Origin of the sequence: Comamonas sediminis (assembly GCF_041107495.1) — a bacterium.
Taxonomy (GTDB): domain Bacteria; phylum Pseudomonadota; class Gammaproteobacteria; order Burkholderiales; family Burkholderiaceae_C; genus Comamonas; species Comamonas sediminis.
The window spans coordinates 86,643-100,698 of record NZ_JBGBDC010000001.1 but is presented as its reverse complement, the minus strand read 5'-3'; the positions used below and the strand labels follow the sequence as shown (position 1 = coordinate 100,698).

General features: G+C 62.9%; 12 protein-coding genes. 10 read left to right on the top strand and 2 right to left on the bottom strand.

What is annotated here, in order from left to right:
- Window positions 1-61: 61 nt before the first annotated feature.
- From carB to AB7A72_RS00435, 4 genes are all read left to right on the top strand, one after another.
- The gene (gene carB / locus AB7A72_RS00450; protein WP_239811608.1) at window positions 62-3,310 is read left to right on the top strand and encodes a carbamoyl-phosphate synthase large subunit; all 3,249 of its coding nucleotides are present in this window, start codon (window positions 62-64) and stop codon (window positions 3,308-3,310) included.
- Window positions 3,311-3,490: 180 nt separating this feature from the next.
- Window positions 3,491-3,967 (top strand): transcription elongation factor GreA, encoded by a 477-nt coding sequence (greA, locus tag AB7A72_RS00445; protein ID WP_027010824.1) that lies wholly within the window; start codon window positions 3,491-3,493, stop codon window positions 3,965-3,967.
- Window positions 3,968-3,997: 30 nt separating this feature from the next.
- Window positions 3,998-4,417, top strand: a complete 420-nt coding sequence (locus AB7A72_RS00440) for a DUF4149 domain-containing protein (protein WP_239811609.1) — start codon at window positions 3,998-4,000, stop codon at window positions 4,415-4,417.
- A 46-nt stretch (window positions 4,418-4,463) separates the two neighbouring features.
- On the top strand, window positions 4,464-5,348 hold the full coding sequence (locus AB7A72_RS00435; RefSeq protein WP_312408687.1) for a Kdo hydroxylase family protein: 885 nt from the start codon (window positions 4,464-4,466) through the stop codon (window positions 5,346-5,348).
- An 87-nt stretch (window positions 5,349-5,435) separates the two neighbouring features.
- Here the strand turns inward: AB7A72_RS00435 and AB7A72_RS00430 are convergent, their stop codons facing one another.
- Both AB7A72_RS00430 and AB7A72_RS00425 read right to left on the bottom strand, forming a co-directional pair.
- On the bottom strand, window positions 5,436-6,155 hold the full coding sequence (locus AB7A72_RS00430; protein WP_239811611.1) for a glycosyltransferase: 720 nt from the start codon (window positions 6,153-6,155) through the stop codon (window positions 5,436-5,438).
- Between the two features lie 25 nt (window positions 6,156-6,180).
- A complete protein-coding gene (locus AB7A72_RS00425; RefSeq protein WP_369458667.1) occupies window positions 6,181-6,654 on the bottom strand; it encodes a YhbY family RNA-binding protein in 474 nt (157 codons plus the stop codon).
- Between the two features lie 32 nt (window positions 6,655-6,686).
- Here AB7A72_RS00425 and AB7A72_RS00420 point away from each other — a divergent pair, with 32 nt between their 5' ends.
- The 6 genes from AB7A72_RS00420 (at window position 6,687) to AB7A72_RS00395 (ending at window position 14,022) form a co-directional block, all read left to right on the top strand.
- Window positions 6,687-7,355 carry an RlmE family RNA methyltransferase gene (locus AB7A72_RS00420; RefSeq protein WP_239811612.1) on the top strand — a complete coding sequence of 223 codons (669 nt, stop codon included), beginning with the start codon at window positions 6,687-6,689 and terminating at the stop codon, window positions 7,353-7,355.
- A 189-nt stretch (window positions 7,356-7,544) separates the two neighbouring features.
- On the top strand, window positions 7,545-9,467 hold the full coding sequence (gene ftsH, locus AB7A72_RS00415) for an ATP-dependent zinc metalloprotease FtsH (RefSeq protein WP_239811613.1): 1,923 nt from the start codon (window positions 7,545-7,547) through the stop codon (window positions 9,465-9,467).
- Window positions 9,468-9,534: 67 nt separating this feature from the next.
- Entirely contained in the window at window positions 9,535-10,392 is an 858-nt protein-coding gene (gene folP / locus AB7A72_RS00410; protein ID WP_394680991.1) for a dihydropteroate synthase, read from the top strand.
- A 107-nt stretch (window positions 10,393-10,499) separates the two neighbouring features.
- Window positions 10,500-11,834 carry a phosphoglucosamine mutase gene (gene glmM, locus AB7A72_RS00405; RefSeq protein WP_239811614.1) on the top strand — a complete coding sequence of 445 codons (1,335 nt, stop codon included), beginning with the start codon at window positions 10,500-10,502 and terminating at the stop codon, window positions 11,832-11,834.
- 265 nt (window positions 11,835-12,099) lie between these two features.
- On the top strand, window positions 12,100-12,852 hold the full coding sequence (locus AB7A72_RS00400; RefSeq protein ID WP_239812674.1) for a GNAT family N-acetyltransferase: 753 nt from the start codon (window positions 12,100-12,102) through the stop codon (window positions 12,850-12,852).
- A gap of 195 nt (window positions 12,853-13,047) precedes the next feature.
- Window positions 13,048-14,022: a 2-hydroxyacid dehydrogenase gene (locus AB7A72_RS00395; RefSeq protein ID WP_256460966.1), complete on the top strand. Its 975-nt coding sequence runs from the start codon at window positions 13,048-13,050 to the stop codon at window positions 14,020-14,022.
- Window positions 14,023-14,056: the final 34 nt, after the last annotated feature.

Genomic DNA, 14,056 nt, shown 5'->3' with positions numbered 1-14,056 from the left:
CAGCGCTCGGCGGCTGCCCACGATGCAGCCAGCCAGCGCGCGCGACTGCAAGGCGAGCCTCATGTCTAAACGCACCGATCTCAAAAGCATTCTCATCATTGGCGCCGGCCCGATCATCATCGGCCAGGCCTGCGAATTCGACTACTCCGGCGTGCAAGCCTGCAAGGCGCTGCGCGAGGAGGGCTACAAGGTCATCCTGATCAACAGCAACCCTGCGACGATCATGACCGACCCGGCGACAGCCGATGTCACCTATATCGAGCCCATCACCTGGCAGACGGTCGAGAAGATCATCGCCAAGGAGCGTCCCGATGCGATCCTGCCCACCATGGGTGGCCAGACCGCGCTGAACTGCGCGCTGGACCTGTGGAAGAACGGCGTGCTCGACAAGTACAAGGTCGAGCTGATCGGTGCGAAGCCCGAAGCCATCGACAAGGCCGAAGACCGCCTCAAGTTCAAGGACGCGATGACCAAGATCGGGCTGGGCTCGGCCCGCTCGGGTATCGCACACAGCATGGACGAGGCCTGGGATGTGCAACGCCAGGTGGGCTTCCCCACCGTGATCCGCCCCAGCTTCACCCTGGGCGGCACCGGCGGCGGTATTGCCTACAACCCCGAAGAATTCGAAGTCATCTGCAAGCGCGGTCTGGAGGCGTCGCCGACCAACGAGCTGCTGATCGAGGAATCGCTGCTGGGCTGGAAAGAGTACGAGATGGAAGTGGTGCGCGACACCGCCGACAACTGCATCATCGTCTGCTCGATCGAGAACCTGGACCCGATGGGCGTGCACACCGGTGACTCGATCACCGTGGCCCCTGCGCAGACCCTGACCGACAAGGAATACCAGATCCTGCGCAATGCCTCGCTGGCCGTGCTGCGCGAGATCGGTGTGGACACCGGTGGCTCCAACGTGCAGTTCTCGATCAACCCCAAGGATGGCCGCATGGTCGTCATCGAGATGAACCCGCGCGTCTCGCGCTCGTCGGCGCTGGCCTCCAAGGCCACGGGCTTCCCGATTGCCAAGATCGCTGCCAAGCTGGCCGTGGGTTTCACCCTCGACGAGCTGAAGAACGACATCACCGGTGGCAAGACCCCCGCGTCGTTCGAGCCGACCATCGACTACGTGGTCACGAAGATTCCGCGTTTTGCGTTCGAGAAGTTCCCGACCGCCGACAACCGCCTGACCACGCAGATGAAGTCCGTGGGCGAAGTGATGGCCATGGGCCGTACCTTCCAGGAGTCGTTCCAGAAAGCGCTGCGCGGCCTGGAAGTGGGCGTGGATGGCATGAACGAAAAGACCCAGGACCGCGAGATCCTGGAAAAGGAACTGGGCGAGCCCGGTCCCGACCGCATCTGGTATGTGGGTGATGCGTTTGCGGCCGGCTGGTCGCTGGACGAAGTGCACAATATCACCAAGATCGACAAGTGGTTCCTGGTGCAGATCGAAGAGATCGTCAAGCTGGAACTGGCACTGGACAAGCACACCGAAGCCCAGGGCGATGACAAGGCGCTGGCCGCGCTGTCGGCCGACGATCTGCGCAGCCTCAAGCAAAAGGGCTTCTCGGACCGCCGTCTGGCCAAGCTGCTGCACACGACCGACAAGGCCGTGCGCGAAGCGCGCCATGCGCTGAATGTGCGCCCCGTGTTCAAGCGCGTCGATACCTGTGCGGCCGAGTTCTCGACCAACACGGCCTACATGTACTCGACCTACGACGAAGAGTGCGAAGCCCAGCCCAGCGACAAGAAGAAGATCATGGTGCTCGGCGGCGGCCCCAACCGCATCGGCCAGGGCATCGAGTTCGACTACTGCTGCGTGCATGCCGCGCTCGCGATGCGCGAGGATGGTTATGAAACCATCATGGTCAACTGCAACCCCGAAACCGTATCGACCGACTACGACACCTCGGACCGCCTGTACTTCGAGCCCGTGACCCTGGAAGACGTGCTGGAAATCGTCGCCGTCGAAAAGCCTGTCGGCGTGATCGTGCAGTACGGTGGCCAGACCCCGCTGAAGCTGGCGCTGGCGCTGGAAGAGGCCGGTGTGCCGATCGTCGGCACAACCCCCGACATGATCGACGCGGCCGAAGACCGTGAGCGTTTCCAGCAGATGCTGCAGACCTTGAACCTGCGCCAACCACCGAACGCCACCGCGCGTACCGAGACGCAGGCGATGGAACACGCCCGCGAGCTGGGCTACCCGCTGGTGGTGCGCCCCAGCTATGTGCTGGGTGGCCGCGCGATGGAGATCGTGCACGAGGAGCGCGACCTGGAGCGCTACATGCGCGAGGCGGTCAAGGTCTCCAACGATTCGCCGGTGCTGCTGGACCACTTCCTGTCCAACGCGATCGAGTGCGATGTGGACTGCGTGCGTGACCGCACGGGCAAGGTCTTCATCGGCGGCGTGATGGAGCACATCGAGCAAGCGGGCGTGCACTCCGGTGACTCGGCCTGCTCGCTGCCCCCTTACTACCTGAGCAAGGCGACGGTGGACGAGATCAAGCGCCAGACCGCAGCGATGGCCGAAGGTCTGAACGTGGTGGGCCTGATGAACGTGCAGTTCGCGATCCAGGAGCGCGACGGCAAGGACATCATCTATGTGCTGGAAGTGAACCCGCGTGCTTCGCGTACCGTGCCTTTTGTCTCCAAGGCCACCGGCATCCAGCTGGCCAAGGTCGCGGCACGTTGCATGGTTGGCGATACGCTCGAAGAGCAGGGCATCACCGAAGAGGTGACCCCGCCTTACTTCAGCGTCAAGGAGGCCGTGTTCCCGTTCGTCAAGTTCCCTGGTGTGGACACCATCCTCGGCCCCGAGATGAAGTCCACCGGTGAAGTGATGGGGGTGGGCAAGACCTTTGGCGAAGCCTATGTGAAGAGCCAGCTGGGTGCAGGCACCAAGCTGCCGCGCTCGGGCAAGGTGTTCCTGACCGTGAAGAACGCCGACAAGCCACGCGCCGTGCAGATTGCCAAGGAACTGGCGAGCATGGGCTTCCAGCTCTGCGCCACCCGTGGCACGGCCGCTGCGATTGCCGATGCCGGTATCGAGGTGCAGACGGTCAACAAGGTGACCGAGGGCCGCCCGCACATCGTGGACATGATCAAGAACAATGAAATTGCGATGGTCATCAACACCGTGGAAGAGCGCCGCAACGCGATTGCCGACTCCCGGGCCATCCGTACCAGCGCCTTGCTGGCCCGGGTGACCACGTTCACGACCATCTTTGGTGCCGAGGCGGCGGTCGAAGGCCTGCGCAACATGGATGATCTGGAGGTGTACTCGGTGCAGGAGCTGCACGCCAGCCTGCAGCGCTGATCGCAGCGCCGTTCGCCGATTTTTGTTGCCAGGCTCAAAAATCGGCATAATAGAGACTGCCTCGCAACCGCCGCGCTCCCCAGCGCGGCGGTTTGCTTTTGAACCCCCGCCGCTTAGCAGGCGGATGTCTACCAGATGCCAGCCACAGTGCTGGCATCTTGACTGTTTGTGGAGACCGAGATGGCCACTATCCCCATTACCAAGCGCGGTGCAGAAAAGCTCAAGGAAGAGCTGCAACGCCTCAAGACCGTGGACCGCCCAGGCGTCATTGCGGCCATTGCGGAAGCCCGCTCGCATGGCGATCTGAGCGAAAACGCCGAATACGATGCGGCCAAAGACCGCCAGGGCTTTATTGAAGGCCGCATCCAGGAAGTGGAGGCCAAGCTGTCGGCCGCCCAGATCATTGACCCCTCGCAGCTCGATGCGGGCGGCAAGGTGGTGTTTGGTGCCACGGTGGACCTGGCCGATGAGGACAGCGGCGACCCTGTGACCTACCAGATCGTGGGTGAAGACGAGGCCGACCTCAAGCAAGGTCTGATCAACGTCTCCAGCCCCATTGCACGCGCACTGATCGGCAAGGAAGAGGGCGACACCGCCGTCGTTCAAGCCCCCGGTGGCGAGCGCCGCTACGAAGTCGTGGCCGTGCGCTACCTCTAAAGCCATTGGCCACTGCGTACCGAGCCCGCGATGAAACACCGCCTGCCCGTTTTCGCTGCCGCGCTGTGGTGGGGCAGTCTGTCGGCCATTGGCTTCATGGCCGTGCCGATGCTGTTTGCCAACCTGCCGCAGGCATCGATGGCGGGCTTCATGGCTGCCAAGCTGTTTGCGGCGCAGACCTGGGTGTCGCTGGCCTGTGGTCTGGTGCTGCTGGTGCTGGCCAAGGACAAGGCCAGCAACACCATCCAGCCCTGGGCCCGTGCGGCTTTGGGCTTTGTGCTGGCGGGCATGCTGATGGCGCTGGTCGTGCAATACGGCATATCGCCCAAGATCGTGCAGCGCGAGAACCTCAAGCTCTGGCACGGCCTGGGCACCTTGCTGTATGCGCTGCAGTGGCTGTGTGCGGCGCTGGTGCTGTGGCGGACATCCGCACCCGCACCACGGGCTTGATCTGGCCCAAGGCGATCGCCCGCCGCCGCGCTACACTGGGTGTGCCATGCAATCTCCCATCGTTTCCATAGACGCCAATGACTGGCGCAACACACCGGGCCGTCCGGAATGGACGGCCGCCGTGGAATCCGGCAAGGTGCTGTATTTCCCCCAACTCGCGTTTGCGCTCTCCGACCAGGAAAAGACGCTGCTGCGCCCCGATGTGCGCGACCCCAAGTCGCGCAACATCAGCCTGAATGTGGATGGCAGCATCAAGGGTGTTGCCGGAGACGCGGCCACACAGGCGGCCGTTGCGGCCATGGTCACGCGCTTTCGTGCGCAGGCGACCGCGCTGATTGCCGGCCTGTTCCCCGACTACATGCCGCTGGTGCGCATGGCGCCCACGAGCTACCGGCCATCGCAGGTGGAGACCCGTGCCCAGTCCTGGCGTGCTGACGACAAGCGCATGCATGTGGACGCCTTTCCGTCGCGGCCCAACTACGGCGAGCGTATCCTGCGCGTGTTCAGCAATGTGAACCCCGATGGCCAGCCCCGGGTCTGGCGCGTGGGCGAGCCTTTCGAGGATGTGGCGCGCAAGTTTCTGCCCCGTGCCAAGCCCTATGTGGCATGGCAGGCCAGGGCGCTGGCGCTGCTGCATGTGACCAAGTCGCTGCGCAGCGAGTATGACCACCTGATGCTGCAGCTGCACGATGGCATGAAAGGCGACATGGACTACCAGCGCAATGCGCCGCAGGAGACCGTGCCCTTTGCCGCCGGCTCCAGCTGGGTCTGCTTCTCGGACCAGGCGGTGCATGCCGTCATGTCGGGCCAGTACATGCTGGAGCAGACTTTCTTCCTGCCTCCGGGCAAGGAGTACAACCCGGATGCGAGCCCGCTGGCGATCTTGACGCGCATGCAAGGCCATGCGCTGGTGGCGGCGGACCAGCGCTGATCCTGCTGAACCAAAGCCCAGGGCGGGCCACAAAAAAAGGCGTTGATCACAGAGATCAACGCCTTTGGTTGTTAGGGGTAGGCTGGTTCAGCCCCAGGCCTTTTCAATCCAGCGGGCTGGCTGGATATGGTGGAAGCGTTTGTTGCGCAGGCCTTGCAAGGCATCGGGCGGATTGACCTCACCGTGGAAGATGACGATGCGCGCATCGGCAGGCGGTACCGGCTCTTTCCAGTAGTTGCTGGGCCAGGTGGGGATGCAGTAGTACTTGAAGCTCGGGCACCAGGCGGCAGGCCAGTAATCGAGCTTGCCCTGCTGGTGCAGGAAATGCGACAGGTACTCCTGCTCATTGCGGTACTGGGCGCGCAGCTGCTCGGTGTTGGCGCGGAAGTTGGCCAGCACATCGGCGTGAGCGCCCAAGGTAAAGCGGTAGACCGAGGAGTTGCCGACAATGCGTTTGCCAAAGCGCCAAAAACGCGGGTAGTCGTGGATGATGCGAAATTCACCTGGCAGGGTAAAGAACTCGTCCAGGCTGCCGACGATCACCACATCCAGGTCCAGGAACAGCGCCTGGCCCTGGAGGCCATACAGATCCTGCTCGAAGGTGGTGAGCTTTTTCCAGGCCCCATCGCGCTGGCCGGGGGCCAGCTGGATGTTCAGGTCCGGAATCGGGTGGCATTCCACTTCGCTGCGAATCCCTTGCGTGTCGTCGGTCAGGCAGACAAAGCGAAAATCGCCACTCAGATGGCGGCGAACCATGGCGTACAGCCGATTGACATAGTCGGGGCCATATTTGGTACCCCATTTCATGCAAAGGATGTGGCGATCGGTCACACTAGCTGCCCTGCTGCTTTTTGATCGACTTTTGCTTGGGCTTGGCACGCTTGACCTGGCCGCCCGCCGTCAGGCGCTGGTTGCCGAGGATGCGGATCTGCTTGACCTCGGGCTTTTGCCAGACGTTCTTGCTGAACTTGAGCACTTTCACCTCGCGCGGACCGGCCTTGCGGTCTTCATCGAGTTGCTTTTCCTTCTCGGGCATTGGGCGCCACAGCACCAGCAGCTTGCCGATGTGCTGGATAGGCGCTGCATTGAGCGAGTCGGTCAGCTTCAGCAAGATGGCCTCGCGGTTGGCGCGGTCATCGGAGAAAACACGGATCTTGATCAGGCCATGGGCATTCAGGGCCAGGTCGACCTCTTTTTCGACGGCTTCGGTCAAGCCGTCACCGCCAATCAGAACCACGGGGTCAAGGTGGTGGGCTTCGGCGCGGTGCTCGCGACGTTGGGCGGGAGTAAGTTGTATTTGGGGCATAGCCCGTATTATCGGGGCTCCCGGGAGAAAACATGAAAGTTAGTACTAAAACCAAGAAGGTCAACAAGACTTGGCTCAATCAGCACATCAATGACCCCTATGTGCGGGCAGCGCAAAAAGACGGCTACCGCGCCCGTGCGGTCTACAAGCTCAAGGAAATCGACGAGCACTTCAAGCTGATCCGGCCGGGTGATGTGGTGGTCGATCTGGGCTCCACGCCGGGCGCCTGGAGCCAGTACGTGCGCCGCCGCCTCTCGCCCGAGGGCGCTGCCGTGGGTGAGCTCAACGGCGCCATCATCGGGCTGGACATGCTGCCGATGGAGCCCATCGAAGGTGTGGATTTCATCCTGGGCGATTTTCGCGAGCAGGAAGTGCTGGACCAGCTGGAGGCGACGCTCGCCAAGCGCCGCGTCGATGTGGTGATCTCGGACATGGCGCCCAATCTGTCGGGCGTGGAAAACGTGGACGCCGCCCGTATCGCCCACCTGATCGAGCTGGCCGTGGACTTTACCTGCCAGCATATGAAGCCCGAGGGCACCTTGGTGGTCAAGCTGTTCCATGGCAGTGGCTACTCGCAACTGGTGGATTTGTTCAAGCAGACCTTCCAGGTCGTCAAACCTTACAAACCCAAGGCCTCGCGTGACAAATCCTCGGAAACCTATTTGATCGGCATCCGTCTCAAACCCGAGGCGCAGCGTTGAGCCGGATGCGGCAGCGCCCGAGACGGGATGTTTTGAGGTTGCTTAAACACTGAGACAATAGGCTTACTGAGCAATCCTGCGTGCCACCAAGGGGATAGCGCAAGCATTTACCCTTGAAAGTCCTAAAATAGTGCATATCTGACACAGCAGATTCTGTGTCTTTTCTGATTTCCTACTACTGGAGCCCCCTTGAACAATCAGTGGTTTTCTAAGATCGCCGTATGGCTTGTCATTGCCATGGTGCTGTTCACCGTGTTCAAGCAATTGGACAACCGTGCAGGCGCCAGCGCGAACAAGATCCCGTATTCCGAGTTTTTGCAAGACGTCCGCAATGGCCGCATCAAGACCGCGACCCTGCAGGAGAGCCCTGCCGGCACGGTGATCACGGCGACGACCGGTGACGATCGCAAGCTCCAGACCACGGCGACCTACATGGACCGTGGCCTGGTTGGCGACCTGATCAACAACAACGTCAAGTTCGACGTGAAGGAGCGCGAAGAGGGCTCGCTGCTGATGAGCCTGCTGATCAGCTGGGGCCCGATGCTGCTGCTGATCGGGGTGTGGGTGTACTTCATGCGCCAGATGCAAGGCGGCGGCAAGGGCGGGGCGTTCAGTTTTGGCAAGTCCAAGGCGCGCATGCTCGACGAAAACAACAACAGCGTCACCTTTGCCGATGTGGCCGGTTGCGACGAGGCCAAGGAAGAAGTCAAGGAAGTCGTCGATTTCCTGAAGGACCCCAACAAGTTCCAGAAGCTGGGCGGCCGCATTCCCCGTGGTCTGCTGCTGGTCGGCCCTCCCGGTACCGGCAAGACCTTGCTGGCCAAGTCCATTGCCGGCGAAGCGAAGGTGCCGTTCTTCTCGATCTCCGGCTCCGACTTCGTGGAAATGTTCGTCGGCGTCGGTGCTGCCCGTGTGCGTGACATGTTCGAGAACGCGAAGAAGAATGCGCCTTGCATCATCTTCATCGATGAAATCGACGCCGTCGGCCGCCAGCGTGGCGCCGGCATGGGCGGTGGCAATGACGAGCGCGAGCAGACCTTGAACCAGATGCTGGTCGAGATGGATGGTTTCGAGACCAACATGGGCGTGATCGTGGTGGCTGCCACCAACCGTCCCGACATCCTCGATGCCGCCTTGCTGCGTCCCGGCCGTTTCGACCGCCAGGTCTATGTGACCCTGCCTGATGTGCGTGGCCGCGAACAGATCCTGAACGTGCACATGCGCAAGATCCCCGTGGGTCAGGATGTGAACCCCAACATCATCGCCCGTGGCACGCCCGGCATGTCCGGTGCCGATCTGGCCAACCTGTGCAACGAAGCTGCGCTGATGGCGGCCCGCCGCAATGCACGTACCGTGGAGATGCAGGATTTCGAAAAGGCCAAGGACAAGATTTTCATGGGCCCGGAGCGCAAGTCTGCGGTGATGGACCCCGAAGAGCTGAAGAACACGGCCTACCACGAAGCCGGCCATGCGCTGATCGGCAAGTTGCTGCCCAAGTGCGATCCGGTGCACAAGGTCACCATCGTGCCGCGTGGCCGTGCGCTGGGCGTGACGTTCACCCTGCCTGAGAAGGACCGCTACGGTTACGACAAGGAATGGGCGCTGAGCCGCATCGCCATGCTGTTTGGTGGCCGGATTGCCGAAGAAGTGTTCATGAACCAGATGACCACGGGTGCATCGGATGACTTCAACAAGGCCACCCAGTTGGCACGTGACATGGTCACCCGCTACGGCATGACCGATGCGCTGGGCCCAATGGTCTATGCGGAGCAGGAAGGCGAGCCTTTCCTGGGCCGTTCGATGAGCAAGCCGAGCAACATCAGCGAAGAGACGATGCAGAAGGTGGATGCCGAAGTGCGCCGCATCATCGACGAGCAGTACAGCCTGGCACGTAAACTGATCGAAGAGCACAGCGACAAGATGCATGCGATGGCCAAGGCCATGCTGGAGTGGGAAACCATCGACGCCGAGCAGCTGGACGACATCATGGCTGGCAAGGCGCCCCGTCCACCGAAGGATTGGACGCCACGCAACCCCCCGTCGAGCAGCAATGACGGCGGCGCAGGCGGCAGCCCCACGGTGGTGACCGAGCCTGCACACAACGCCGTCTAACCGCGGCAGACCCGTACCGAAAAGCGCTCTCACCGAGCGCTTTTTTTATTGACACAAGGACCTTCTGATGCGCCACTGGCAAACCACCCGCTTTCGTATCGATCTGACCCAGCCGCAGGTGATGGGCATCGTCAATGTCACGCCGGATTCGTTCTCTGACGGCGGCAGCCACGAGGGCGTCTCTGCCGCGATGATCCATGCGGAAAAGCTGCTGGCCGATGGCGCACATATTCTGGATATCGGCGGTGAATCGACCCGCCCTGGCAGCCCTGCGGTGCCGCTGGAGGAAGAGTTGCGCCGGGTGCTGCCGGTGGTGAAGGCGGCCGTGGCCCTGCAGGTGCCGGTCTCTGTCGATACCTACAAGCCCGAGGTGATGCAGGCGGTGCTGGACCTGGGCGCCGACATCATCAACGACATCTGGGCGCTGCGCCAGCCAGGCGCGCAGGCCGTGGTGGCCCGCCATGCGCAGTGCGGCGTCTGCCTGATGCACATGCATGCCAACCCCCAGACCATGCACCAGCAGCACATGGCGCAAGAGGGTGATGTGACAGCCGAGGTGCTGGACTTTTTGCACACCCATACCCGCAGCCTGGAGGCACTGGGCGTGCAGGCCGAGCGCATCGTCTGGGATGCCGGCACCGGCTTTGGTAAAAGCCCGGGCCAGAACTTTGCGCTGCTGCAGCAGCAGCCGCGCCTGGCTGCGGCCGGCTACCCGCTGCTGGCAGGATGGTCGCGCAAGGGGTCGCTGGGCAAGGTGACGGGGCGTGTGGTGGGCGAGCGCATGCCCGCCAGCATTGCGGCCGCGCTGTTGTCCGTGGAGCATGGCGCCGCCATTGTGCGCGTCCATGACGTGCGCGAGACCTGCGATGCGCTGGCCGTGCTGCAGGCCATGCGCGCACCGCATGCGCTCGATGCACAGGGCTGACCCGGTTTGCAGATGACACAGTGGGCCAGGCGCTACACTGCTAAGCGCCATGCACCGCCGATGGCACCGTTTGACTTTCTCCCTCGCCCTCCACAACAAAGAACACTATGGCACGACAGTATTTTGGAACCGATGGCATCCGTGGCACGGTAGGCAAGCCGCCGATCACCCCTGATTTTGTATTGCGCCTGGGCCATGCGGTGGGCCGGGTGCTGCGCCGCGAGCAGGAGCGGCCCACCGTGCTGATTGGCAAGGACACCCGCATCTCGGGCTATATGCTCGAAAGCGCGCTGGAGTCGGGTCTCAATTCGGCCGGCGTCGATGTGGTGCTGCTGGGGCCTTTACCGACCCCCGGCGTGGCCTACCTGACACGCGCCCAGCGCGCCAGCCTGGGTGTCGTCATCAGCGCCAGCCACAACCCCTTTGACGACAACGGCATCAAGTTCTTCAGCGCCGAAGGCGCCAAGCTGCCCGACAGCTGGGAAGAGTCGGTGGAAGCGGCGCTGATGGAGGGTTTTGACTGGGTGCCTTCGGCAGCGCTGGGCAAGGCCCGCCGTCTGGACGATGCGCCTGGCCGCTACATCGAGTTCTGCAAGAGCACCTTTGACCACCGCCTGACCTTGCGCGGGCTGAAGATCGTCGTCGATGCCGCGCACGGCGCCGCCTACCATATTGCCCCCAAGGTGTTCCACGAGCTGGGGGCGGAGGTCATCACCATCGGCTGCCATCCCGACGGCCTCAACATCAACCACGATGTCGGAGCGACCCACCCCGATGCGCTGGTGCGCTCGGTGCGCTCCAATGGCGCCGATCTGGGGGTGGCACTGGATGGCGATGCCGACCGGTTGCAACTGGTCGATGCCAAGGGGCGGCTGTACAACGGCGACGAGCTGCTGTATCTGATGGCGATGGACCGTCTGCGCCGTGGCAAGAAGGTACCTGGCGTGGTAGGCACCTTGATGACCAACCTGGCGGTCGAGGCAGCGTTGCAAAAGCAAGGCGTGGAGCTGGTGCGTGCCAAGGTGGGTGACCGCTATGTGCTCGAAGAGCTGCAGCGCCGCAACTGGGTGCTGGGCGGTGAGAGTTCGGGCCACCTGCTGGCGCTGGACAAGCACACCACCGGCGACGGCCTTGTCAGTGCATTGCAGGTGCTGCAGGCCTGTGTGAGCCGCAACCAGAGCGTGGCCGAGCAGCTCGACGGTGTGAGCCTGTGCCCCCAGGTGCTGCTCAATGTGCGCTTGCAGCCGGGGCAGGACTGGCGCGGCAACACCCAGCTGGCCGAGCTGGAACGCAGCATCACCGCCGATTTTGCCGGTCAGGGCCGGGTGCTGATCCGCCCCAGTGGCACCGAGCCGCTGCTGCGGGTGATGGTGGAGGCTTTTGATGCGGCCCGGGCCAGCCGCTGCGCCGAGCAGCTGGCAGAAGTGGCGCGGCAGTCCTGAGCCCCGTTGGGCGAAGGGCCCAGTGGTGTGCAGTTGTGACATTTTTAATAAATGTGTAATGCGCTGAACATCTTGCTGTCATGTGTGGATATGACACTGAAGTCGCTCTGTATCAGCCCGTAAGCACAGGCCCCGCAAGGAGGCCGGTCAGCATCGCCGGGTGGCAGGGCGCTACAGGAGCTCTGCCATGCACAACAAACACAGCTTTTTCAGCGCATCCGAGACCGCCCTTGTCACGACCCCGGCGCCCCCGCAGCAGGCGCCCATGCCGGCGCCCGCAGCAGCGCCCCAGCCACTGGAGATCGAGGTTTCCTGGGCCTGCCACCTCGACGAGGTGCGCGAAGCCCAGCGCCTGCGCCACCAGATCTTTGCCGGCGAGATGGGGGCGCAGTTGCAAACCAGCCTGGAAGGCCATGATGTAGACGCCTTTGACGACTACTGCGAACACCTGCTGGTGCGCCAATGCCAGAGCAGGCAGGTGATCGGCACCTACCGCCTGCTGACGCCCGCCCAGGCGCTGCGGGCCGGCCGCACCTATTCAGACGGCGAGTTTGACCTCAGCGCCATTGATGCATTGCGCACGCGCATGGTCGAGCTGGGCCGCAGCTGCGTGCATCCGGACTACCGCCAGGGCGGCGTGATCATGGCGCTGTGGGGTGCGCTGGCCAGCTTCATGCTGCGCAACAAGCTCGATGTGATGATGGGCTGCGCCAGCATTCCGATGTGGCACAACGGCATTGTCAGCGGTGACGCCGCCGCCAGCATCTGGCGCCAGCTGCTGGCCAAGGGCCAGATTTCGAGCGAGTACCGTGTGGTGCCGCACCTGCCGCTGCCGCTGGAGCAGCTCAACGACCGGGTGGATGTCGAGCCGCCAGCGTTGATCAAAGGCTACCTGCGGGTGGGCACCGAGGTGATTGGCGCCCCTGCCTGGGATCCGGACTTCAACACCGCCGATCTGCCGATGCTGATGCAGCTGGACCGCCTGCCTCCACGCTACCGCAAGCACTTCCTGGGTTGATGGCGGTAGCCGCTTGCGGGCGCTCCCAAGCCTGTAGCACCGGACGCCTGGTGCAAGTGACGGTTCACGTTGTGGGGCCATACCACGGTGGCAACGTAGGCCTACTGACGCGATGTAAATAAGCCTAGTGGAAAGTCCTCATAATCAAAACACTGCTGGTGGTACAGGCAGTGTTTTTTGCTATCCAAAGGACTTATGGTGAGCTCTCTCTCGCAATCCCCACAATCGCCGATTACCTTGCTGGTATTCAATCCCATGGCTGAGCCGCTGCTCGAGCAGATCCGTGCGCATGCCCAGGTGGTGTATGCGCCAACGCCCGAACTGCGTGCCAGCGCGGTGGCTTCGCACGGCAGCCAGGCACAGGCGGTGCTGACCATTGGCTCGATTGGGCTCACGGCCGAAGAGATCGCCCAGATGCCGCAGCTCCGCCTGGCCTGCACCTTGGGTGCAGGCTATGAGGGATTGGCGCTGGACGCATTGCGCGCACGCGGCATTGTGCTGGCGACCGGGGCGGGCACCAATGACACCAGTGTGGCCGACCACAGCTTTGGTCTGATCCTGGCATCGGTGCGCAATTTCCGCACATTGGACCAGCAAGCCCGTGCCGGTGTGGACCGCTACAGCCTGGCCCATCCGCCCAGCGTGTCGGGCAAGAAGCTGGGGATTCTGGGTCTGGGCCATATTGGTCTGAAGATCGCCAGGCGGGCCGAAGGTTTTGACATGCCGGTGGGCTACCACAACCGCCAGCCCAAGGCGGGCGTGGCCCACCGCTATTTCGACTCGCTCCATGCGCTGGCCAGCTGGGCGGATATCCTGGTCTGCGCCACTCCGGGCGGCCCCGGCACCAAGCATCTGGTCAATGCCCAGATTCTGCAGGCGCTGGGCCCCAACGGTTACCTGATCAATATTGCGCGCGGCTCGGTGGTCGACACGCTGGCACTGGCTGCCGCCTTGAAGGACGGCACCATCGCAGGCGCCGGCATCGATGTGTACGAAAGCGAGCCGCACCGCCCTGAGCCGCTGGTCGATCTGCCCAATATCCTCATCACGCCCCATGTGGCCGGCTGGTCACCCGAGGCCACGCAGGCGAGCCTGGAGCAGTTCATCGGCAACCTGACCGGGGTGTTCTCCGGCAAAGGCGCCGTAGCGCCTGTCGACCTGGGCGCTTGAGCGGCAAAAAACACCCGGGCCGTTGCCGGCCTGG